Origin of the sequence: Persephonella sp. (genome assembly GCF_027023985.1) — a bacterium.
Taxonomy (GTDB): domain Bacteria; phylum Aquificota; class Aquificia; order Aquificales; family Hydrogenothermaceae; genus Persephonella_A.
In genome coordinates this window covers 1-20,968 of the sequence record NZ_JALVTW010000028.1, presented here as the reverse complement: position 1 = coordinate 20,968, position 20,968 = coordinate 1, and the positions used below count along the sequence as shown (strand labels likewise).

General features: G+C 34.2%; 25 protein-coding genes and 1 CRISPR repeat array. Of the genes, 15 read left to right on the top strand and 10 right to left on the bottom strand.

Features of this window, described 5'->3' with window-relative positions:
- Positions 1–61: 61 nt before the first annotated feature.
- Positions 62–904: an S-methyl-5'-thioinosine phosphorylase gene (locus MVE07_RS06730; RefSeq protein ID WP_297455628.1), complete on the top strand. Its 843-nt coding sequence runs from the start codon at positions 62–64 to the stop codon at positions 902–904.
- Between the two features lie 215 nt (positions 905–1,119).
- A CRISPR array of direct repeats spans positions 1,120–1,814; the repeat unit is 35 nt; unit sequence GTCGCAATACCCTCATCAAACGGGTGAGTTTCAAG.
- A 234-nt stretch (positions 1,815–2,048) separates the two neighbouring features.
- Here the strand turns inward: MVE07_RS06730 and MVE07_RS06725 are convergent.
- Genes MVE07_RS06725 through MVE07_RS06715 form a run of 3 tightly spaced genes read right to left on the bottom strand, consistent with a single transcriptional unit; the run spans position 2,049 to position 5,209 of the window.
- A complete protein-coding gene (locus MVE07_RS06725) occupies positions 2,049–2,894 on the bottom strand; it encodes an NAD(P)H-binding protein (protein ID WP_297455626.1) in 846 nt (281 codons plus the stop codon).
- Complete coding sequence (locus MVE07_RS06720) at positions 2,891–3,964, bottom strand: diguanylate cyclase (RefSeq protein ID WP_297455624.1); 1,074 nt, start codon at positions 3,962–3,964, stop codon at positions 2,891–2,893. The genes MVE07_RS06725 and MVE07_RS06720 overlap by 4 nt, the downstream gene beginning before the upstream one ends.
- A gap of 6 nt (positions 3,965–3,970) precedes the next feature.
- The gene (locus MVE07_RS06715) at positions 3,971–5,209 is read right to left on the bottom strand and encodes a peptidase U32 family protein (protein ID WP_297455623.1); all 1,239 of its coding nucleotides are present in this window, start codon (positions 5,207–5,209) and stop codon (positions 3,971–3,973) included.
- 110 nt (positions 5,210–5,319) lie between these two features.
- On the opposite strand from MVE07_RS06715, the gene trpC reads away from it, so the two are divergent.
- On the top strand, positions 5,320–6,099 hold the full coding sequence (gene trpC / locus MVE07_RS06710; protein WP_297455621.1) for an indole-3-glycerol phosphate synthase TrpC: 780 nt from the start codon (positions 5,320–5,322) through the stop codon (positions 6,097–6,099).
- On the opposite strand, the gene MVE07_RS06705 is transcribed toward trpC, so the two are convergent.
- The 7 genes from MVE07_RS06705 to mqnE form a co-directional block, all read right to left on the bottom strand.
- A complete protein-coding gene (locus MVE07_RS06705; RefSeq protein ID WP_297455619.1) occupies positions 6,096–6,794 on the bottom strand; it encodes a putative DNA-binding domain-containing protein in 699 nt (232 codons plus the stop codon). The genes trpC and MVE07_RS06705 overlap by 4 nt on opposite strands.
- Positions 6,754–7,596, bottom strand: coding sequence for a DUF692 domain-containing protein (locus MVE07_RS06700; RefSeq protein ID WP_297455617.1), 843 nt, complete (start codon positions 7,594–7,596; stop codon positions 6,754–6,756). The genes MVE07_RS06705 and MVE07_RS06700 overlap by 41 nt, the downstream gene beginning before the upstream one ends.
- Entirely contained in the window at positions 7,593–7,922 is a 330-nt protein-coding gene (locus MVE07_RS06695) for a hypothetical protein (protein WP_297455615.1), read from the bottom strand. Before MVE07_RS06695 ends, MVE07_RS06700 begins: the two co-directional genes overlap by 4 nt.
- Positions 7,923–7,938: 16 nt before the next feature.
- Positions 7,939–8,400, bottom strand: a complete 462-nt coding sequence (locus MVE07_RS06690) for a DoxX family protein (RefSeq protein WP_297455613.1) — start codon at positions 8,398–8,400, stop codon at positions 7,939–7,941.
- Positions 8,401–8,488: 88 nt separating this feature from the next.
- Positions 8,489–9,226, bottom strand: coding sequence for a metallophosphoesterase (locus tag MVE07_RS06685; RefSeq protein WP_297455612.1), 738 nt, complete (start codon positions 9,224–9,226; stop codon positions 8,489–8,491).
- Positions 9,219–9,467, bottom strand: a complete 249-nt coding sequence (locus MVE07_RS06680) for a hypothetical protein (RefSeq protein WP_297455610.1) — start codon at positions 9,465–9,467, stop codon at positions 9,219–9,221. The genes MVE07_RS06685 and MVE07_RS06680 overlap by 8 nt, the downstream gene beginning before the upstream one ends.
- Positions 9,468–9,541: 74 nt before the next feature.
- Positions 9,542–10,666 carry an aminofutalosine synthase MqnE gene (mqnE, locus tag MVE07_RS06675; RefSeq protein ID WP_297455608.1) on the bottom strand — a complete coding sequence of 375 codons (1,125 nt, stop codon included), beginning with the start codon at positions 10,664–10,666 and terminating at the stop codon, positions 9,542–9,544.
- Positions 10,667–10,807: 141 nt separating this feature from the next.
- Between mqnE and MVE07_RS06670 the strand changes: the two genes are divergently transcribed.
- From MVE07_RS06670 to MVE07_RS06610, 13 genes are all read left to right on the top strand, one after another.
- Positions 10,808–11,539, top strand: a complete 732-nt coding sequence (locus tag MVE07_RS06670; protein ID WP_297455606.1) for an alpha/beta fold hydrolase — start codon at positions 10,808–10,810, stop codon at positions 11,537–11,539.
- Positions 11,536–12,357, top strand: a complete 822-nt coding sequence (locus MVE07_RS06665) for an RluA family pseudouridine synthase (protein WP_297455604.1) — start codon at positions 11,536–11,538, stop codon at positions 12,355–12,357. The genes MVE07_RS06670 and MVE07_RS06665 overlap by 4 nt, the downstream gene beginning before the upstream one ends.
- Before the next feature lie 26 nt (positions 12,358–12,383).
- The gene (locus MVE07_RS06660) at positions 12,384–13,232 is read left to right on the top strand and encodes an MqnA/MqnD/SBP family protein (protein ID WP_345781545.1); all 849 of its coding nucleotides are present in this window, start codon (positions 12,384–12,386) and stop codon (positions 13,230–13,232) included.
- 8 nt (positions 13,233–13,240) lie between these two features.
- Positions 13,241–13,720 (top strand): response regulator, encoded by a 480-nt coding sequence (locus MVE07_RS06655; RefSeq protein ID WP_297455601.1) that lies wholly within the window; start codon positions 13,241–13,243, stop codon positions 13,718–13,720.
- Positions 13,721–14,110 (top strand): toprim domain-containing protein, encoded by a 390-nt coding sequence (locus MVE07_RS06650; protein ID WP_297455599.1) that lies wholly within the window; start codon positions 13,721–13,723, stop codon positions 14,108–14,110.
- Positions 14,079–14,837, top strand: coding sequence for an imidazole glycerol phosphate synthase subunit HisF (gene hisF, locus MVE07_RS06645; RefSeq protein WP_297455597.1), 759 nt, complete (start codon positions 14,079–14,081; stop codon positions 14,835–14,837). Before MVE07_RS06650 ends, hisF begins: the two co-directional genes overlap by 32 nt.
- Positions 14,838–14,924: 87 nt before the next feature.
- Positions 14,925–16,499, top strand: a complete 1,575-nt coding sequence (gene cimA / locus MVE07_RS06640) for a citramalate synthase (RefSeq protein WP_297455595.1) — start codon at positions 14,925–14,927, stop codon at positions 16,497–16,499.
- On the top strand, positions 16,489–17,373 hold the full coding sequence (locus MVE07_RS06635) for an NAD(P)-dependent oxidoreductase (RefSeq protein ID WP_297455593.1): 885 nt from the start codon (positions 16,489–16,491) through the stop codon (positions 17,371–17,373). The genes cimA and MVE07_RS06635 overlap by 11 nt, the downstream gene beginning before the upstream one ends.
- Complete coding sequence (locus MVE07_RS06630; protein ID WP_297455590.1) at positions 17,370–18,014, top strand: hypothetical protein; 645 nt, start codon at positions 17,370–17,372, stop codon at positions 18,012–18,014. Before MVE07_RS06635 ends, MVE07_RS06630 begins: the two co-directional genes overlap by 4 nt.
- Positions 18,011–18,769 (top strand): tRNA (adenine-N1)-methyltransferase, encoded by a 759-nt coding sequence (locus MVE07_RS06625; protein WP_297455588.1) that lies wholly within the window; start codon positions 18,011–18,013, stop codon positions 18,767–18,769. Before MVE07_RS06630 ends, MVE07_RS06625 begins: the two co-directional genes overlap by 4 nt.
- Positions 18,770–18,781: 12 nt before the next feature.
- Positions 18,782–19,885, top strand: coding sequence for a glutamate 5-kinase (gene proB, locus MVE07_RS06620; protein WP_297455586.1), 1,104 nt, complete (start codon positions 18,782–18,784; stop codon positions 19,883–19,885).
- Positions 19,885–20,574 carry an endonuclease V gene (locus tag MVE07_RS06615; protein ID WP_297455584.1) on the top strand — a complete coding sequence of 230 codons (690 nt, stop codon included), beginning with the start codon at positions 19,885–19,887 and terminating at the stop codon, positions 20,572–20,574. The genes proB and MVE07_RS06615 overlap by 1 nt, the downstream gene beginning before the upstream one ends.
- Positions 20,571–20,968, top strand: a 398-nt coding sequence (locus MVE07_RS06610) for a hypothetical protein (protein WP_297455582.1), incomplete at its 3' end; no start/stop codon positions are given. The genes MVE07_RS06615 and MVE07_RS06610, both read left to right, overlap by 4 nt.

Sequence of the window (20,968 nt, the reverse complement as noted above, 5' to 3'; positions counted from 1 at the left end):
ATATTATATATAAATTTTCGGATATAATTGTATCTCAGTTAAAACAAAAAAGGAGATAGCCATGCTCGGAATATTAGGTGGTAGTGGTTTATACAATATTGATGATATAAAAATCTTAGAAGAAAAAAGGATTTTAACTCCTTACGGTGAACCTTCTGACAATTATATAATTGCAGAATACAAAAACAAAAGAGTTGTATTTCTTCCAAGACACGGAAGAGGCCATAAATATCCTCCTCACCTGATAAATTACAGGGCAAATATATGGGGGTTTAGGAAACTTGGCGTTGATAGGATTTTATCAATTAGTGCTGTTGGTGGAATAAATCCTATTTTAAAGCCGGGTGATATTGTTTTATCTGACCAATTTTTAGATTTTACAAAAGTAAGACCGGTTACATTTTATGAGGGAATTTACACTATAAAAGATGAAGAAGATACTGAAAATGACCTTGTAAATGAATATTTATCAAATGATAGGGTTGTTCATATAGATGTTACAAATCCTTTCTGCCCTGATATGAGAAATGTTTTGAAAAACATATTGGAAGATATGAAAATTCGTTTCCATACTAAAGGAACTTATGCAGCAACAGAGGGTCCCAGACTTGAAACGGCTGCTGAAATAAAAGCTCTTGGTCTTTTAGGTGCAGATGTTGTGGGTATGACTTTGGTTCCTGAGATAGTTTTAGCCCGTGAACTTGCAATGCATTTTGCTTCTGTGAATGTGGTTACTAATCTTGCAGCAGGGATATCAGAGGAAAGGCTAACCTCAGATGAAGTTATTCAGATGATGCATCAAAAGAATGAGGAGATTAAACAGCTTGTTCTCAGGTTTATAGAAAGCCTTCCTGAAGAATTAAACTGTAATTGCAAGGATGTATTAAAAGGAGCTGCTATATAAAGTTTTTTCTTTGATATGAGCTTTTGTATTTGAACGGTTACTTAGCATTTGGGAGGGGGGGGTATTTTAGTTTCAAGTCAAAAAAATAAATACTATCAGATTTTGCAACAGAGAAAACGCAACAAAAGCACCTTTAAGAACTTTCAATAATCAAATTGACTTTTCCCCTTCAAAATTATCCCAAATTAATTAATCAAAAGTTTTCATAACCGGTCATCGCAATACCCTCATCAAACGGGTGAGTTTCAAGTTCGTAATTGCAAAAACAGAAGAAGAAGCTAAAGAACTATGTCGCAATACCCTCATCAAACGGGTAAGTTTCAAGTAACAATGAGTTTTGTTTTATCAATTATTTTATATAGTGTCGCAATACCCTCATCAAACGGGTAAGTTTCAAGTCTTAAAAAGATTACTTTAAAGGAGGATAGAGATGATAGGTCGCAATATCCTCATCAAACGGGTAAGTTTCAAGTGGCAGATTTTATCAAACCCGAACAAATAAAAGATATTGAGTCGCAATACCCTCATCAAACGGGTAAGTTTCAAGTGAGAATTTATGATTATCACTCTAAGGAATTAATTGAGAAGTCGCAATACCCTCATCAAACGGGTAAGTTTCAAGTAGAGTTGAGAACTTACACTGCACGTCAATTCATTTGTCGCAATACCCTCATCAAACGGGTGAGTTTCAAGATGAACAGCTTGGACTTGTAGATAATACAAGTTATGAAGAAAGTCGCAATACCCTCATCAAACGGGTGAGTTTCAAGAATAGCAGAAGATTGGATTGTTGACGAAGAAAGAGTCGCAATACCCTCATCAAACGGGTGAGTTTCAAGTGAGATTGGGTACGACTCAGAAAAAGGTTTGTTTTGGTCGCAATACCCTCATCAAACGGGTGAGTTTCAAGAGACCCTCTATAATCCTTGAAAATCAACATATTCAGTTTCCAAGAAACCTTTACTTTGGACAGACCTGTTATTAGAATACTAATTTTTCTAAATTTTGTCAAATTTAAAATCTCAATATTATCTCAATTACAAAATTCAGATTTTAAGCCCTTTAGAGAGAATTTTATGATTTATATCATATTCCTATCCGATACAGATTAGATGTCAGATTTTTTAAAATTCAGACATTTTATTTAAAACTTAAAAGGATTTCGGACAGAGCCTAAAATATCCTTCTGGGTTTTTAGTTTGCCTGTGCATACATTATCTTTTTTCAGTAAATAAATCTGGTCTTGTGTAACAGGCGGCTCCGGTAGTATTTGCATAAAAGGAACCATTATTTGCAATACAGAAAGAGGCATCTCAAAAACAGGTCTTTTTCTTCCTATATATCCCAAAGCAAACTGAAAAAGTTCTTTGTAAGACACAATTCTATTTCCGCAAAGCTCAATAATTCCGTTATCCAGTCTGTTTTCCACCCCTTTTAATACAACATCAACCACATCATTTATATGTACAGGTTGAACCTTTCCTTTAGGTGCAAATAAAAATGGGGCAATTAGTGATAACTTCCTTAAATCATCAAATAGTTTTTGACCTTTACCAAGAATTATTGAAGGTCTTAAGATAAGATAGTTTAATCCTGAATTTATTATTATCTCTTCAGCTTCCGCTTTTGTTTGGGCATATCTGCTTTTTGAATTTTTATCTGCACCGAGAGCCGATATATGAATAAATTTTTTTACCGAACTTTTTACTGAACCCTCAACAAGCTGTCTGACATATTCAACATGAACTTTTTCAAAAGTAACCTTTTTATTTTCTATTAATATACCAAGGGTGTTAATTACTATATCAGGCTGATATTCAATTACAATCTGGGATAGAGGTTCCTCAAATTGAATAATAGTTGCATTAGGAATTCCTTTTTTTACCTTTTCCCTGTTTCTAACAGGAAGAATTAACTCATATCTTCCTTCAAGGGAATCAAGGATATAACTTCCAACAAAGCCTGTGCTTCCTGTAAGAAGAATTTTCATTTTACTTTAACTTGGTTTTTACCTGATTTTTTTGCTTCATACATGGCTTCATCTGCCCTATTAAGCAATATCTCAACTGTATCATCAGGTCTCACATCTGTAACACCAAAACTTGCTGTAATTTTAATTTTTTTGGTTTCTCCGTGATTTATTTTTATTTCTCTATTTTCTATTATTTTTCTAAGCCGTTCTGCAACCTTTACAGCATCATCAAGCTCTGTTCCGGGAAGGAGAATTGCAAATTCCTCTCCCCCCAGTCTTCCTATAACAGTATTTGCTCTCAAATAAAATCTAAAAATTGTTGCCAGCTCTTTTAAAACTAAATCTCCATTAATATGTCCGTATTTATCGTTTATTTGTTTAAAATTATCTATATCCACAAATATTAGTGCAGAAGGATATCCTCTTTTTTTTCTGTCTCTTATTGCGTCCTCTAACGCCCTTTCAAATCTTCTTCTATTTACGAGACCTGTTAAGAAATCTATACTTGCTTCTTTTTTTGCTACAGAAAGTTCTTCTTTAAGGGAAATGACTTCTGAGTGATAGGCTTTCAGTTCATTTTTTAATTTTGAATTTTCAGCACGGAGTTGTTTTAATTCATCTAATATTTCCATTACAGCTTCATTGATATTTTCAAGGGTAACTCTTTCTTTGGTTTGCTCCAATTTATCTGCGTGGGAGTCAAGTTTATCCTGATAGTCATCAATATTGTTTATTACTTCTTTTAGAGTTTCATCAAATTTTTCTGCAACATCTCTAAGTTTATTTGCAATATTTTCAGAAATTCCTTCCTCTGAAGATGTATCTATCTTTTTGTAATCATCATCGTAAGTATCTTTATAAATGCCTATAATTTCAAGGTCGTCAAGTTCTTTGTGGCTCTCTGCAAGGGCACAGAAAATATAAAACCATTTCTCATAATTTTTAGGAACAGGTGGTATATTATGCTTTATGAGAAAACTAAGCTCCTTTCTAACAATATTCATCAATAGTTTTATATCTTCATGGTCAAGCTTATTACTCTTTTTGAGTTTTTCATAGAATTTACAATGAAGTTTATTTTCAGCCATTCAGTTTTATCCTCTTGAAGTTAATAAGTTCCCTTCAGGATTATTATCGGCTGTATCTACTTCTTTTATTAGATAAACTTTATCTCCCGGTCTGACTCTATCCTCTGTTTTCAGGCCTATCAGGTCTCCTCTTTTAGTTTCAGTTATATTCTTACCATCTATTTGCATTGATTTTACCTGCTGTCTGACAACTCCTGTTTTTTTGCCTATTATATGGATTGTATCTCCTATTTTTATTGGATTATCTATTATTTTTACTTCGGCAACACTAATTTTTGGATAAAACTTTATAACTTCACCTGCAAATAATTTCTTTTCTTTGGCAATAGATTTGTTCATACCAAACAGACCTTCTCCGAAGTAAAAACCGCTATCCCATTCTCTGTGGTAGACTCTTTCAAGTTTGTCCCAGAGGTCCTTCCAGCCTTTTGTGTGCCATTCCCCATTTAGTATCCTATCCCTTGCCTCTCTATATGCAGATGTAACCATGTAGGCGTAATCTGCATTTTTGTTTCTACCTTCTATCTTCCAGCTGTCTGCCCACATAAGTTTGTCAACAAAGTTTATTGTTACTAAATCTCTGGCAGATAAGACATAATCAGAGCCCAGATAAAACTCTGTGCCTGTATTTTTAGATACTATCTTTACATCAAACTCATGTCTGCAAACCTGATAGCATTCTCCTCTATTTCCTGACTTTTCAAATACATCATGGGACAGGAAACATCTACCTGAGACAGCCATACACATTGCACCGTGGATAAATATTTCCACCTCAAGATTTGTTTTATTCTTTATATCCAGTAATCCCTCAAGTTTTACTTCTCTGGCAGGAACTATCCTTTTTATTCCCATCTTTTCATAAAATTTTGCTGCCTGTGAGTTTGATACCGATGCCATTGTGGAAAGATGGGTTTCAATTCCCAGCTCTATGGATTTTGAAAGAACTGCCATATCCCAGCCGATAACAGCATCAACACCTATTTCTTTCAGCTGTTCAAGGGTTTCATTTATATACGGCAGGTCATCCTCAAACACAATAGAGTTTAAGACAATGTATTGTCTTACTCCAGCATCCTGAGTTATTTTTCGGATTTCTTTTACATCCTCAATAGTAAAATTAGACTTTAAAGCCCTTTGATTTATCTTTCCTACACCCATGTATATTGCATCTGCTCCGGCTTTTATAACTGCAGCAAGACCTTCATAATGTCCTACTGGAGCAAGTATTTCCGGTTTATTCAATTTAATAACCTCCTGCTTTATTGATGAAAATTGTAATTATATAAAGATTATTTAAACAATGATAGATATCAACCCTGCTATAATATTTAAAAAAAGGAGTTTAGAGAAAATTGAACATATTAGATAAGATAATCCAGACCAAAAAAGAAGAATTACTGGACTATACACCTGATTACATAGAATTCCTTGAAAAAAAAGTTTTAGAAAGGGATAAAGTAAGGGATTTTAAAGGTGCATTAACCAAAAATGAGATAAATATTATTGCTGAAATAAAAAAAGCATCTCCATCAAAAGGAGTAATCAGAGAAGATTTTGACCCGGTAAAAATTGCAAAAATTTATGAGGAAAACGGGGCTGCTGCAATCTCTGTTCTGACAGATAAAACATACTTCCAAGGAGATATTCAGTATCTCAAAATGGTCAGAAGGATAACCTCAATACCCTTGCTTAGAAAGGATTTTATAATTGATAAAAGGCAAATATTAGAGGCTTATGCTTATGGGGCAGACTCTTTTCTTCTGATAGCAAGGGTTTTGTCAGAAAAAGAGATGGAAGAGTTAATTAAATACGGAAGAGAGTTTGGAATGGAACCTCTGGTAGAAATCCACAGCCTTGAAGAAGGGGCAAAATCTATTAATGCTGGTGCAACTATAATTGGGATAAACAACAGGGATTTAGAAACATTTAAGGTAGATATAAATCTATCTAAAAAACTTGCACCGGAGCTTAAAGAGTTAGGTGCACAGGTGGTTGTTGCTGAAAGCGGCATATCCAGTAGAAAGGAAATACTTGAACTAAAAGGGTATTGTGTTGATGCATTTTTAATCGGTGAATCACTGATGAGGGAAAAGGACATAGGAAAAAAATTAAGGGAACTACTTGGCAGTTAAACCAGGACTTTCATATCTATCAGATATTTTATAAATCTTTTGAGCATTGTAAAACTATCTTCATAAGGGAGATTATATTTTTCTGTTAGCTTTTTTAGGCTTTTTTCAAAATTATTTTGGGTTATCTCCCCAAGAAACTCGTATAAAACAGGAGTTATTTCTATATATTCAACTTCATTGCTGTCCGGATGCTGGAATATAATAAGGAAATAGTTATTCTTTTTTTCCTTTATATTGTTTAAACCTATCTGGGATATTTTATGAACCGGATATTCAAAATACTCAATAGAAGATGAACTTGAAAGGGTATATCTATTTTCCAGATTAAATTCTGCTTTCTCAACAGGTATATCCTCATTAAATACCTCAAGTTCAATAAGTTCATATCTCATTAAGTTTTCTATGAACTCTGAATTTTCTTTTTGTTGCATATAGTTATAAAACTCCTCGGTAATATCAGATAGATAGGGGCTCTGTAAACTACTATCTTTAATAAAGTCCTTAATCAGCTTTTCCCATTTTACCTCAAGATATCTTTGTGTAATTGGAAAGCATGCAGATAGAATACCTTCAATATTATTAAAGATTAGTTCTCTGTAAAGTTCTATTTTTTGTGTCGGCAGGTTAGTAATATTTTTTTCTGAAAATAAACTTTTAAAAAAGCTGTTGTAAATTCTGATTGTTTCTTTTTTCAATGGCATTCACCCTGCCTTTCAGATTTTGATACTCTTTAAGTAAAATATCATAAGGTGGAATATTATTATCCCTTTCCAGTAAAACAGGTCTGCTGCCAATTTTTTTAAGCGTAAAATCCATCAATTTATAAACTTCTTCAATTATATCTGCTCCATGTGTATCAATAATAAGAGAATCATCTATCCTCTCATGTCCGGCTATATGATAATAGGCTACCCACTCCGGTTTAATCTGCTCTATATATTCATAGGGGTCAAAATTATGGTTAACAGAATTTACAAAAATATTGTTTATATCAAGGAGCATTTTTGAATCTGTTTTCTCTATCACCATCTCAAAAAAATCCAGCTCATCCATTCCAATAGGAAATCGCACATATGTTGAAGCATTTTCAAAAATAAATGGTCTCTGTAAAAAATCCTGAACCTGATTTATTTTGTCTGAGATAAACTGAGCTACATCTTCGGTATAAGGGATAGGCAATAGCTCATAGCTGTTTTTTCCATTATATATAGAAAAACTCATATGCTCAGAATAAATTTCTATCTGATAATAATCCAGAAAATCTTTTAATTCCTTTAGAAAATCAAAATTAACAGGGTCAGGGCTCCCTATTGAAAGGGACAACCCATGAGCCACAAAATCAAAATCCTGTCTTAAATTTTCAAAAAGTTTACGGAGATATCCACCTTTTTTTATCCAGTTTTCCGGAGCTATCTCAAACCATTCCGGTTTTTCACTGTGGTCATAGATTTCTTCTATAAAAGGAAGCCTTAAACCCAGCCCTGTTCCTGAAATCATTTTTTAGACCCACATTGTCCACAAGCCATTTCTTTGGCTTTTTGCTTTGTTTTCATCATAGAACCACATTTACCTTCTTTTTTCTTAAGAAGTGTTTTGCATTCCTTCATTTTTGAACCGCAGGATGCCTCTTTCATCATTTTTCTGCATTTTTCCATTTTCTCCTTCATCTCCTTCATCTTTTTACCGCATTTCATCTCTTCAGATGAAGAAATAAGAACATTCCTGCTTTCCGAAACTTTACCTGTTTCAAAGGATAAAGCATCAGATACAACTCCTGCTGCACTAAATCCTATAACTGTTGATATAACTGCTAATTTTTTCATAACAGCCTCCTTTTATTTAGAATGAATAACTTAATTTTTTGCTGATTAGATAATCCAGAGAAAATTTTCCGGCACCAAAAAACAAAACAACCATTGAAACAATTAAAAAAGTTAAAGGTGGTGCAGTGTAAAAATCTTCCGGATTTGAAAAAACAGAAAACAGCATCTCCCGATGGCCTACTATTAATGCACCTATCATGTTGAATGTGAGAATAAGGGCAACTACCCGTGAGAACAGGCCAAAAAACAGCAGTATTCCTCCTAATAACTCAACAGAAGCTATAAAAATCACAAAGTATTCCGGAAATGGAAGGCCTAAATGCTCAAAAAATCCTGAAGCCTGCGGATAATTAACGAATTTCCATAATCCTGCCCTGAAAAACAACCAGCCCCAATAGAGCCTTATTATCAGGAGAAAAACATCTTTTTCTTTGTCCGAAATAGAAACAAATTGACCGTAAGGATTAGCGATTTTCATAATTAAATCCTTTAATTTGGATATATGACTAAAGGTGAGATTTGGAAATTTAAGAAAGTATGATAAATCACATATTAATGAATCCTAACTAATCAAATGAAAAATACTGCTTCTTTGCCTGGACAAATAAGAACTCATCCCTAAACGGATTATACCCAGTCAGCATATTACCGAGAACACAGCCGGTATCAATACCATAGGCTTTATTATTTATATAAGGTTTTTCAAAAACCACATGACCATAAACGATGATTGGAGAGTATTTATCAACCTTTCTGTTTTTTGTCCAGTCTATCCTTTCTGGAAAACCTTCTTCTGTATATCTGCCTGTTGTTTCCCCAAATATAACAAAATCCTTTATTTTTTTGTTTGCTTTTCCAATCATCTCATCTTTTATTCCTGCATGGGCTACAACAACACTACCATTTATAATTAGATACAGAGGAAGGCTTTCATAATAACGGATATACTTTTCTTTGAACTTTTTCTTCTTTTCTTCAGGCATATTTAAAATCTGGTCAACGGTCTTTTTCATTCCTGAGCTAATGTTGACTTTCCGTCCTTTAAACCATCTATACAGCTTAAGATTGTGATTACTTTGAATTTCTATAAATCTGCCTGTTTTCTGGAGTTCAAAGCAGTATTCAAGGGTTTCAACGTTATAATCTCCCCTATCAACTGTGTCCCCTACTGATACGATGATGGTATCTTCACCATATCTGCTATGAATTTTGGAGACCATTTCCTGAAACTCAATCAGACAGCCGTGAATATCTCCAATAATAACAACATCCTTGTCTGTTTCTACTCCTACAGGTCTATCCATTCCTTGTCATAACCTCTAAAAGCTTTAATATCCATAGGATTAAAACAACAACAACCCAGAAAACCACAATAAAAACTATACCAAACTGGAGGGTTTTAAACAGAATTTCCAGCAAGATGAATACCAGATAAGGAATAGCAACAAGTGCAATAATAAATATCAGCGCAACAAGTAATAAAACTACAAAAGCAAGAAAGTATTGAAAAGGTGTTCTTTTCTCAACAGGAAATTTTTTGTCCATAACACTCCGTTTAGTTTTTGAAATTGCTTAAAAATTAGAAATCCGGTTAAAAATACAAAATTTTAAATATTTAACTAACTGTAAACCTTTACATGATTATAAAGTGTGTCCCTTTCAACAGGTATTTTTCCGGCTTCTTTAATTAGTCTGATAAGCTTTTCTTTTTGTTGCTGAGTTGGGGATTTTGCCCCTGCAAAATGGGCAATTTTTTCTTCCATAACCGTTCCATCCATATCGTCTGCACCAAAATTAAGAGCAACCTGTGCAATCTTTTCTCCTATCATTACCCAGTATGCCTTTATATGCGGAACATTATCCAATATAAGTCTGGAAACGGCTATAGTCTTCAGGTCATCAACACCATGGGTGTGGTCTGTTATATTTAGTTCATTGTTTTCAGGTTGATATGCCAGCGGAATGAAACATGTAAATCCGCCAGTTTCATCCTGAGCTTCTCTTATCTTGAGCATATGGTCAACTCTTTCCTCTACTGTTTCCACATGACCATAAAGCATAGTTGTTGTTGAATGAAGACCGAGTCTGTGGGCAATTTTATGGACTTCAAGGTATTTTTTCCAGCCTATTTTTGTTGGAGCAATAATTCTTCTTACCCTTGGTGCAAAAACTTCCGCACCACCGCCGGGGAGACTACCTAAACCGGCCTCTTTTAGTTTTTCAAGAACTTCTTCATAACTTAGGCCTGATATTCTTGAAAAATAATCTATCTCAACAGCGGTAAAGGCCTTTATATGAAGTTGAGGGAAATTCTTTTTAAGCAAAGAAACCATATTTAAATAAACATCAAAACTCCAGTCAGGATGAAGCCCACCTACAATATGAACCTCAGAAGCTCCATTTTCTACAGCATATTTTGCTTTAGACAGAATTTCCTCATAACTCATCTCATAGGCTTTAGGGTCATTTTTATCCATCGTGGCAAATGCACAGAAACTACAATCAAGGGCACATATATTTGTAGGATTTATCTGTCTGTTAATAACAAAATATGCATATTTTCCGTTGAGCTTCTCTGTTTTATAGTTTGCCAGAACTCCAAGTGTTAACAGGTCATTTGTTTTAAATAGCTTTACTCCGTCTTCAAAGGAGAGCCTTTTATCTGAGAGGACTTTATCAATAATTGGAAATAACTCTTTATCAGTGGCAAGGGATAAAGCCCTATCTATATCGGTTATTCTCATACCCTAAACCTCTTCTTATTTAATACTAAATATGGTAAATAAATAATTGGAAAAAGCAAGATATATTGCAAGATATCTTAAGCATACTTAAGATTATTCATTATGAAAAATATTTTACTTATTTTTTTTATAATTTTTGGAATGGTGTATTCAAAAGAACTTACAATAAAATCAAATGATGGTTTTGTTCTTAAAGGTTATATTTATTACCCTGACATCAAGAAAGATAAATACCCTGTAATTATTTTTGCCCATCAATTTGGAACAACTCATATCATCTGGTCTGAATTTGCCAAAGAATTAAGAGAAAAAGGATACGCAACTCTTTTAATAGACCTTAGAGGTCATGGCCTTTCCATAATTCAAAATGGAAAAGAGAATAAAATAATATTTAAAGAAAAATTTTCTGCTTCTGTTGATTTAATTTCATTCTTTAGAAAAAGTAATAGAAAAGTAAATTTTTCCAAAATTCCTGAAGATATAGCCCTCTGGATAGATTATTTAATTGAAAATGAAAAGATAGACTCAGAACAGATAATTCTTATAGGCGCATCATTAGGTGCAACTTCAATCATACCGGTTGTATCTATGCATGATATCTCAGCAATTGTATGTATATCACCTGGCTCTCCAGCTATAATAGGAGAAGAAATTATCAAGTTGTCTTTATCTTCTTATATGAATCCTGCAATGTTTATATCTTCATTAGATGACCCACTTGGTAGCGAAAAATATTCAAGATTATATATGAGGGAAACAAATAATGGAACTTCACTAATAGTTTCAGGAAAAGGACATGGTGTAATATTGCTTAAAAAGGTAAAAGGATATATCTTAGAGTTTCTAAAAAACATTAAAACCAATTCAGAATGAAAAAAGTTAAGGTAAAAGAAAGCCAGACATTAAAGGATTTTGTTGCACAGCAGCTTGGTATATCAAAGAAAAAAGCAAAAGAGCTAATAGATAACAAACTTGTTTTTGTAAACAACAAAAGAGTATGGATAGCTTCCCATCAACTTCAAGCTGGAGATATTGTTGAACTTCCTGTTTATCAGAAAACAAAAAACTGGAGTATTGAGAATTCAATAATATATGAAGACCCATTTATAATTGCTGTAAACAAACCGCCTTTTATAGAAAGTGAAAGTAAAAAGGGGAGCGTTGAGGATTTGCTAAGATCTTTCAAAAAAGACCATAAAATCAGGGCAATCCACAGACTTGACAGGGAAACTTCCGGTGTGCTTTTGTTCGCAAAAAATAACAAAGTCTTTGAAAAATTTAAGAAACTGTGGCAGGACAAATCGGTAGAAAAAATATATCTGGCAATCTCAGTCGGAGAAGCACCCTTTAGGAAAAAGGTTATAAATATTCCTGTAGAAAAAAAGTATGCAAAAAGTATTGTTTACACCCTGAAAAAGTCCTCCGGATTTACACTTTTCAAAGTTCAGATACCTACAGGGAGAAAACATCAGATTAGAATACATCTTGCAAAAATAGGTTTCTCTATAGTGGGAGACAAGACTTACGGAATTAAAGAAACAAATAATCCGCTATTGAAAAATGTTAAAAGACAGCTTTTACATGCTTACACAATATCCTTTTTCCATCCATTTTTAAAAAGAAAGATAGTAATAAAAGCTAAACCTTTTCCGGACTTTGAAAACTTTGGAAAAATCACAAGGTTATTATAAAATTTATTAAAACTTCTCAGAGGTAAATAAAGTTGGAAAAAAGAGTCATTAGAGTTGCACATAGCCCCGATTCAGACGATGCATTTATGTTTTATGCAATTAACCACAAAAAAATTGATACAAAAGGTTATGAATTCGTTGATGTTCTTTCTGACATTGAAACATTAAACAGAAAAGCCCTTGAAGGAGAATATGAAGTCTCAGCTATTTCTATACATGCATTTCCCTATGTTGCAGACAAATACGCCCTCCTTTCCAGCGGAGCAAGTATGGGCGACAACTATGGTCCAATGATTGTGGCAAAGGAAAAATTTTATCCTTCTGAGCTAAAAAACAAAAAAATTGCCGTTCCAGGAACATTAACTTCTGCATTTCTTGCACTGGAATTATTCCTTGGAACATCTGATTTTGATTATGAAGTAATACCATTTGACCAGATTATAAAAGCTGTCAAAGAAGGGAAAGTAGATGCAGGTCTTATTATCCATGAAGGGCAGCTGACTTATGCAGATGAAGGTCTTGAATGTGTCGTTGACCTTGGAAAATGGTGGTATGAAAAAACCGGCGGTCTTCCACTTCCATTAGGTGGAAACGTAATTCGCAAAGACTTAGGCGAAGAAACAATGAAAGAAATCTCAGAAATTCTCAGGGAAAGTATAAAATACTCTCTTGAACATAGAGAAGAAGCTGTAGATTATGCCCTGAAATTTGCAAGGGATATGTCAAAGGAAAAGGCAGACAAATTTATAGGAATGTATGTTAATGACCTTACCGTTGATTACGGTGAAAGGGGTAAAAAAGCAATTGAATTATTCCTGAAAGAAGCCTATGAAAAAGGATTTATTGATAAGCTACCTGAAATAAAATTTGTATAAGGAATGCCATGAGAATATTACTGCTTGATGAAGATAAAGCAACATACGAAGTTTTAAATGAAGTAGCCCAGCTTAGTGGCTCGGAGATTATCCAAATAACATCAATGGAGGAGGCCAAAGAGTTTGTAAAACAAAATACAGATATAGATGGAATAGTCGCAGAACAAAGGCTAAAAGGCAGACCTACCTGGGAAATAATTAATTATATGAAAGATGAGCATCTTAAGGTAATTCCATTTATTATTCTGAGTAAAAAATTAACCCCAGATGAAAGAGAATTTTATGAACATCTGGGGATAACAGCCATTTTAGAAAAACCATTTAACCCTCTGGAAGTTTTCACAGAAATACTTGAACATCTTAAGGAAACAAAAGGAGAAGAATATATAAAAGATAGGCTTGAAGAAGAAGAGGTTGACAAAAATGCCCTTGCAAAAATAGTAGAAAAACTTATTTCTTTCTTAAAATCCCTTTTTAAAAGGAAATAGATGGAGTTTGCCTCCCTAAAAGACTGGCTTGAAAGATTAAAAGAGTTTTCAGAAAAGGAAAAAACAGTTGTTTTAGTTGAAGGAAAAAACGACAAGCAAAAACTGGAAAAATTCGGCATCACTCATATATACTCCATAAAAGGAAAAAAGTTTTACGATATTCTGGAAGAACTGGAGAATGAAGACCTTGTAATAATCCTTACAGACCTTGATAAACAGGGAGAAAAGATATCCTCAAAAATATCCCATATGTTCCAAAGGGAAGGAATTCCTGTAGATTTAGAATTTCGAAAATCTTTAAAAAATTTTGATATAAAACATATAGAAGATATACCTACAGATTTAGAGGAGAGTATAAATGCTGGCCAAAAGAATTATCCCCTGCCTTGATGTAAACAAAGGAAGAGTAGTTAAAGGAGTTAATTTTGTTAATCTTGTGGATGCAGGAGACCCTGTTGAAGCTGCACAGGCTTATGACGAAGCAGGTGCAGATGAGCTGGTTTTTCTGGATATAACAGCCTCAGCAGAGGACAGGGATATAATACTTGATGTTGTTAAAGCAACTGCAGAGACAGTATTTATGCCCTTGACTGTCGGCGGAGGAGTAAGAACCCTTGAGGACATCAGAAAACTCCTTGAAAGTGGAGCAGATAAGGTTTCTATAAATACTGCAGCAGTTAAGGAGCCTATCTTAGTAGAAGAAGCTGCAAAAAGATTTGGTTCTTCAACAATTGTTGTTGCAATAGACGCAAAACAGGTTGCTGAGAACAAGTGGGAAGTTTATATCCACGGAGGGAGAACAGCAACCGGCAAAGATGCAATAGAATGGGCAAAGGCAGTTGAAGACCTTGGAGCAGGGGAAATACTGCTAACATCAATGGACAAAGACGGAACTAAGAGCGGCTACGATATAAAACTGACCAGAGCAATCAGTGAAGCAGTTTCAATTCCTGTTATAGCCTCAGGTGGAGCAGGGAGAAAAGAACATTTTTATGAGGCATTCGCAGAAGGAAAAGCAGATGCAGCACTGGCAGCATCACTTTTTCATTTTAAAGAACTAACTATTCAGGAAGTCAAGGAATACCTGAAGGAAAGAAATATCCCTGTTAGACTGTAAAAAATCATAAACCCTTCCAAGATAAAAACTAAAATTATCAGCTATGCTAAAATTTAAACTTCAGGTTTAGAAACGGGGTAAATACAGATGGAAAAAAAGGTTTTTATCTATGATACAACTTTAAGGGATGGAACACAGGCCGAAGGAGTTAGTGTTTCTGTAGAAGATAAACTAAGAATTACAGAAAAATTAGATGATTTTGGTATCCATTACATAGAGGGCGGCTGGCCAGGTTCAAATCCAAAAGATGACGAATATTTCAAAAAAGTAAAAAAGCTTGATCTGAAAAACTCAAAAATAGCAGCTTTTGGCTCAACCAGAAGAGCTTACCTTAGGGTAGAAGAAGACCCCCTTATCCAGAATCTAATAAAAGCAGAAACTCCTGTCATAACAATTTTTGGAAAAGCATGGGATTTGCATGTTATAGAAGCTCTTAAAACTACTTTAGATAACAATCTTGAGATGGTTTATGACACTGTCCAGTTTCTCAAGAAAAACACCGATGAGGTTGTTTTTATCGGTGAACACTTTTTTGATGGATATAAATCAAACCCTGATTATGCCTATGCTGTTATGAAGACTGCACAAGAAGCAGGTGCAGATTTTCTTGTTCTTGCGGACACAAACGGCGGAACTCTCCCAAACGAGATAGAAAAAATAATAAAAGAACTTAAAGAAAAAGGATTAGACGGAAGACTTGGAATTCATGCCCATAATGACAGCGATACAGCAGTATGGAACTCTATTGTGGCTGTTTTAAACGGGGCTGTTCAAGTTCACGGAACTATAAACGGCTTTGGAGAAAGATGTGGAAATGCAAATCTCTGTTCTATTATCCCAAACCTTACCTTGAAACTTGGATATGAAACAGTTCCACAGGAAAACATTAAAAAACTCAAAGAAGTTTCTAACTTTGTTGCAGACATTGTTAACCTTCCTGTTCCTAAAAATATGCCTTATGTTGGAGATAGTGCATTTGCCCATAAAGGTGGAGTCCACGCATCAGCAGTCCTTAAAAATCCAAAACTTTATGAGCATATTAATCCTGAGGCTGTAGGAAACAGCAGAAAAATCCTTGTATCAGATCTTGCAGGAAAATCAAATATCATATACAAAGCAAAAGAGTTAGGCATAGATATAGACGAAAAAGACCCAAGAATTGCAGAGCTTGTTCAGGAAATAAAAAGATTAGAAAATTACGGATATCATTTTGAAGCAGCAGAAGCATCTCTGGAACTGCTTATAAGAAAACATCTTGGACTACTAAAAAAATATTTTGACCTTGACGCTTACAGAGTTCTGATTGCTAGAAGATATACAGATAAAGAGCCTGTGTCAGAAGCAACAGTTAGAATAAAAATAGACAACCATTACCAGCATACAGCATCACTGGGATACGGTCCTGTTAATGCCCTTGACAGAGCACTGAAAAAAGCCCTTGTTGATATATATCCATCCCTTGCAGAAGTTGAACTGATAGACTATAAAGTTCGTATAGTCAATGAAAGTGCCGGAACAGCAGCAAAAATAAGGGTTCTTGTGGAAAGCAGGGACAAAGAGAAAAAATGGGGAACAGTTGGAGTATCTGATAACGTCATAGAGGCCTCATGGCAGGCAGTTGTTGATAGTTTCATATACAAACTGGTGAAAGATGGAGTTTAAATTGAAGATAGGATGGATTGGTCTTGGACATATGGGGCTTATTCTGGCAAAAAACCTGCATGAAGCAGGATATGATATAAAGGTATGGAACCGCACAGTATCAAAGGCGAGGGAAAGTGGTCTTCCTTACGAAGAAAATCTGATAAAATTGATAAAAGAAAGGGATATTATTATCACAATGCTTTTTGGTTCCCAGTCCTCAGAGGAAGTATATCAAGAAATAGTTAATTCTGGAGCTAACCTTAAAGGAAAAATATTCATAGACCTTACAACTATCCATCCTGAAACGGCAAGGAAAATAGCAGAACTGCTTATCAGCAATGGGGCAGAATTTATTGAAGCACCTGTGATAGGCAGTGTAATTCCTGCCCAGAATAAAGAGCTTATTATTTTGATTAGCGGGGATAGGGAAATATTTGAGAAAATAGAGGATGTATTTAAAAATTTCGGTAAAGATATATTCTACATGGGTGATTATGGCAAAGCCTCAACAATGAAATTGATTAATAACGCTGTTTTAGGTTCAATGATGGTGGTTTTATCGGAAGGTATTTTATTTGGTAAAAAAGCCGGAATACCTCTGGATACGGTAGTTCAAATACTTGAAAAAGGTGCTGGAAATTCAGGACTGTTGAAAGCGAAAAAAGAAAAAATACTGAAAAATGATTATTCAACTCAGTTTTCTCTGGCTTTACTCCACAAAGATATATGTTATGCACAGGATATAGCAAAAAAATTAAACTTTCCTGCAATTTTTACAGGTCAATCCCTTAATCTATTTAGCAGTGCAAGGGCAAATAATCTTGAAGAAAAAGATTTTTCGGCAATAATTGAAATATATAAAAAATTATCAAATATAGAGGAGGCGTCATGAGAAAAGTTGCATGGAGCACTGCACATCAAGAATTTATAATATCTGACCATTATTACTTTTCAAAACTTCAAAAATACGCAAAAGAAGCAGGTATACAGATTGATGAAGTAGATGAAGTAGAAAAATTTGCAGATTACGACACAATTATTTTCAACTATCCGGAGATACCATTTTCCGAAGATGAAGCAGCATTTATTGAAGAGTTAGTTAAAAAAGGTAAAACTGTAGGAATTTTCGGCTATTACAAAAATGAAGACAGAATTGCAGACACATGTAATACTCTTTCCGAAAGATTTGGAATTCATTTCAACGGGGATATTGTAATTGATAATATAAACAACTACGATAATGATAATCTTTTGATAGTTACGTCTGATACTTATAATCTGCCGGATAATATTAAAAAAGTTATGCTTGCCTGCACAGATACACTGGTAACAAGAAGACCGGAAGTCAGACCTCTTGTTCACGGAGAAGATACAGCAGAATCAAAACTTGAAGAAGAAACCGTGCTGTTTGCTGAATATGTTGACCCATCCGGTGGAAAATTTATAGCAGGTGGAACATGTGTTTTCTGGGACAATTACTCAATAGACCTGTATAACAATAAAGAATTCAGTTTGAACCTGCTTACAAGATGATAAAAGAAGGGGATACAGTTCAGCTTCAGGATAAAAAAAATACATTTTTCTTAGTAGTAAAAAAGGGCGAAGTATTTGGAACCCATAAAGGTAATATAAACCATGATGAGTTATTAAAAAAAGATTACGGGCAGACAATAAAAACCCATAAAGGACATGAATTTCTGATACTTCGCCCTACCCTTTTTGATATTATTCTCCACGGTATAAAAAGAAAAACCCAGATTATATACCCAAAAGACAGCAGTTATATAACTCTTAAACTTGGTATAACCGATGGTATGAAAGTTCTGGAATCAGGAGTTGGAAGCGGAGCCTTGACCATTGTTATGGCAAACGCTGTTAAACCATCAGGAAAAATCTATTGTTACGAAAAAAATGAAAAATATATACAAAATGCTTATGAAAATCTTAAACTGGCAAAACTGGAAAAATACGTTAAGATAAAACATCATGACCTTTCAGAAGAACTGCCTGAAAAGAATTTTGATGCAGCATTTATAGATGTTAGGGAACCATGGTTATATATTGAAAATATCAAAAAAGCATTAAAAATAGGAGCTCCTATAGGTTTTCTTGTGCCAACAACTAACCAGATAAGTCTTACACTTGAAGCCCTTGAAAAAAACAATTTCATTAAAACAGAAGTTGTTGAACTTCTTGAAAGGCACTATAAACCGGTCCCGGACAGGCTCAGACCTGAAGACAGAATGGTTGCCCACACAGGATATCTTATATTTGCAATTAATAGCTGATAGAATAAATATATGGAAAAATCCCAGTTAATAAGAAATACAAATAGGATTGTTATAAAAATTGGTTCTCAACTTCTGGAGAAAAACAACTCAATAGATACCCATTTTATAGAAAATCTGGCAGAAAATATATCCCAGCACTCAAACAAAGAATTTATAATCGTTTCTTCAGGAGCTGTTCTGGCAGGTGTAAAAAAACTAGGTCTTAAACAAAAACCTACATCTATTACAGACAAACAGGCTGTTGCATCTGTCGGGCAGGCTTACCTTATGCAAATTTACGACAGAATTTTTTCAAAATATGGAAAAAATATTGGACAGATACTTCTCACCATTGAAGGTTTACGGGAAAGAAAAAGATATGTTCTTGCCCAGAATACAATAAATCGGCTTCTTGATATGGAAGTTGTGCCTATCGTTAATGAAAACGATACCATCGCAGTGGAAGAAATTGTTTTTGGGGATAATGATTTTCTGGCTGCCCATGTTGCAGTTTTAACAAATGCAGACCTGCTTATTATCCTTTCTACAGCCGGTGGAGTTTATACAGGAGAACCGGGAGAGGAAGGGGCACAGCTTATAGAAGAAATAAAGGACGTATCACAAGCACTTCAATACGCAGGAACCTCTAAATCTAAATTTGGCACAGGAGGAATGAGAAGCAAACTTGAAGCAGCCCAGATAGCAACTTCCCATGGTATTCCTGTAATTATTTCTCCTAAAAAAGAAGATATAATCTCCCAGACTTTATCCGGAAAAATAACAGGAAGTTTCATTTATCCCGAAAAAAGCACAAAATTATCCAGAAAAAAAAGCTGGCTAAAACTTCTGTCAGCCCCCAAAGGAAGAATTATAATAGATAAAGGCGCAGAAGAGGCCATTCGTGGTGGTAAAAGTCTTCTTCCGGCAGGTATAAAAAGTTTTGAAGGAATATTCTCTAAAAATGATGTTGTTGCTATATTAAACGAGGAAGGCAAAATCATCGGAAAAGGAATTATTAACTACTCCTATAAAGAGATTGAAAAAATAAAAGGCAAAAAATCTTCAGAGGTTGAAAATTTATTAAATAGGAAATTTACTGAGGTTATACACAGGGATAATCTGGTGGTGTTTTAATGGAAACGGAAAATATTTCCCGTGAACTTATAGAGCAGCTAAAAGCTGAGCAGACTAAGTTATCCAAGAAATTAAATCTAAGAGACAGAATACCACCTGATAAGGTCAGATATGTTGCAGGTATTGATACAACTTTTACTGATATATGGAAAAATCCAACAACAGCAATATCTTCAATAGTTGTAGTAGATATAAAAAATGATTTTGAAATTATTGAGACTGTTTATGCAACAAAAGAAATAGATTTTCCTTATATACCAACATTTCTTGCATATCGGGAACTTCCAGTGATACTGGAAGCCTACAAAAAGCTTAAAAGTCAGGTTGATGTTTTTTTGGTAGACGGGATGGGGATACTTCATCCGAGGAAAATGGGTATTGCAGCCCATTTTGGAGTGGTAACAGATACAGTCAGTATAGGAATAGGAAAATCAAAACTAATCGGTGAGTTTGAAGAGCCGGAAAACCGCAGATTTGCTTATCAGCCTGTTTATGTTGATGGTGAACACAGAGGCTATGTCCTCAGAACAAGGAAAAATGCAAATCCTGTTTTTGTTTCTCCAGGAAATAATATTTCAGTTGAAAGCAGTTTAAAAGTAGCAATAAAATCAACAGGCAATTATAAACTCCCTGAACCAGTTAGACTTGCCCATAACTTTTTGCAAAAAATCAGGAAGGAAATGCTATGAAAAAAGAAATCTTATCTGAAAAAGAGTTTAAGGATCTAATAGAGTCTGCATATGAAGAATATTTTCTCCAGTTATTAAAAGAACCTATAATAAAAAGATTCTTAAAAGAAAGAAATATTGAAGAACTGAAAATAAAGGAAATTCAAGGAATAACTAATTTCTATAGTATGTTTATCCATAATGAATTATCAAAGCTAAAGGAAGAACTAATTTCTCTTGGAAAACTGCACTATAACCTTAAAATTGAGTTTACTATTTTCTTAGAAAATATTAACAATCTTGAATTAACTCTAATTAAAAAAGTATTCTCTAAAAAGAAAAATATAGAGGATATTTTTTTCCATATTTCAGAATTCTTTGAACTTATTAAAGACTACACTGCAAAAGGATATTT

Coding starts and splice junctions, on each gene's coding strand:
- MVE07_RS06730 (WP_297455628.1), top strand. CDS start 62: ATGCTCGGAATATTAGGTGGTAGTGGTTTATACAATATTGATGATATA.
- MVE07_RS06725 (WP_297455626.1), bottom strand. CDS start 2,894: ATGAAAATTCTTCTTACAGGAAGCACAGGCTTTGTTGGAAGTTATATC.
- MVE07_RS06720 (WP_297455624.1), bottom strand. CDS start 3,964: ATGGCTGAAAATAAACTTCATTGTAAATTCTATGAAAAACTCAAAAAG.
- MVE07_RS06700 (WP_297455617.1), bottom strand. CDS start 7,596: ATGATTTCAGGAACAGGGCTGGGTTTAAGGCTTCCTTTTATAGAAGAA.
- MVE07_RS06695 (WP_297455615.1), bottom strand. CDS start 7,922: ATGAAAAAATTAGCAGTTATATCAACAGTTATAGGATTTAGTGCAGCA.
- MVE07_RS06690 (WP_297455613.1), bottom strand. CDS start 8,400: ATGAAAATCGCTAATCCTTACGGTCAATTTGTTTCTATTTCGGACAAA.
- MVE07_RS06685 (WP_297455612.1), bottom strand. CDS start 9,226: ATGGATAGACCTGTAGGAGTAGAAACAGACAAGGATGTTGTTATTATT.
- MVE07_RS06680 (WP_297455610.1), bottom strand. CDS start 9,467: ATGGACAAAAAATTTCCTGTTGAGAAAAGAACACCTTTTCAATACTTT.
- mqnE (WP_297455608.1), bottom strand. CDS start 10,666: ATGAGAATAACCGATATAGATAGGGCTTTATCCCTTGCCACTGATAAA.
- MVE07_RS06670 (WP_297455606.1), top strand. CDS start 10,808: ATGGTGTATTCAAAAGAACTTACAATAAAATCAAATGATGGTTTTGTT.
- MVE07_RS06665 (WP_297455604.1), top strand. CDS start 11,536: ATGAAAAAAGTTAAGGTAAAAGAAAGCCAGACATTAAAGGATTTTGTT.
- MVE07_RS06655 (WP_297455601.1), top strand. CDS start 13,241: ATGAGAATATTACTGCTTGATGAAGATAAAGCAACATACGAAGTTTTA.
- MVE07_RS06650 (WP_297455599.1), top strand. CDS start 13,721: ATGGAGTTTGCCTCCCTAAAAGACTGGCTTGAAAGATTAAAAGAGTTT.
- hisF (WP_297455597.1), top strand. CDS start 14,079: ATGCTGGCCAAAAGAATTATCCCCTGCCTTGATGTAAACAAAGGAAGA.
- cimA (WP_297455595.1), top strand. CDS start 14,925: ATGGAAAAAAAGGTTTTTATCTATGATACAACTTTAAGGGATGGAACA.
- MVE07_RS06635 (WP_297455593.1), top strand. CDS start 16,489: ATGGAGTTTAAATTGAAGATAGGATGGATTGGTCTTGGACATATGGGG.
- MVE07_RS06630 (WP_297455590.1), top strand. CDS start 17,370: ATGAGAAAAGTTGCATGGAGCACTGCACATCAAGAATTTATAATATCT.
- MVE07_RS06625 (WP_297455588.1), top strand. CDS start 18,011: ATGATAAAAGAAGGGGATACAGTTCAGCTTCAGGATAAAAAAAATACA.
- proB (WP_297455586.1), top strand. CDS start 18,782: ATGGAAAAATCCCAGTTAATAAGAAATACAAATAGGATTGTTATAAAA.
- MVE07_RS06615 (WP_297455584.1), top strand. CDS start 19,885: ATGGAAACGGAAAATATTTCCCGTGAACTTATAGAGCAGCTAAAAGCT.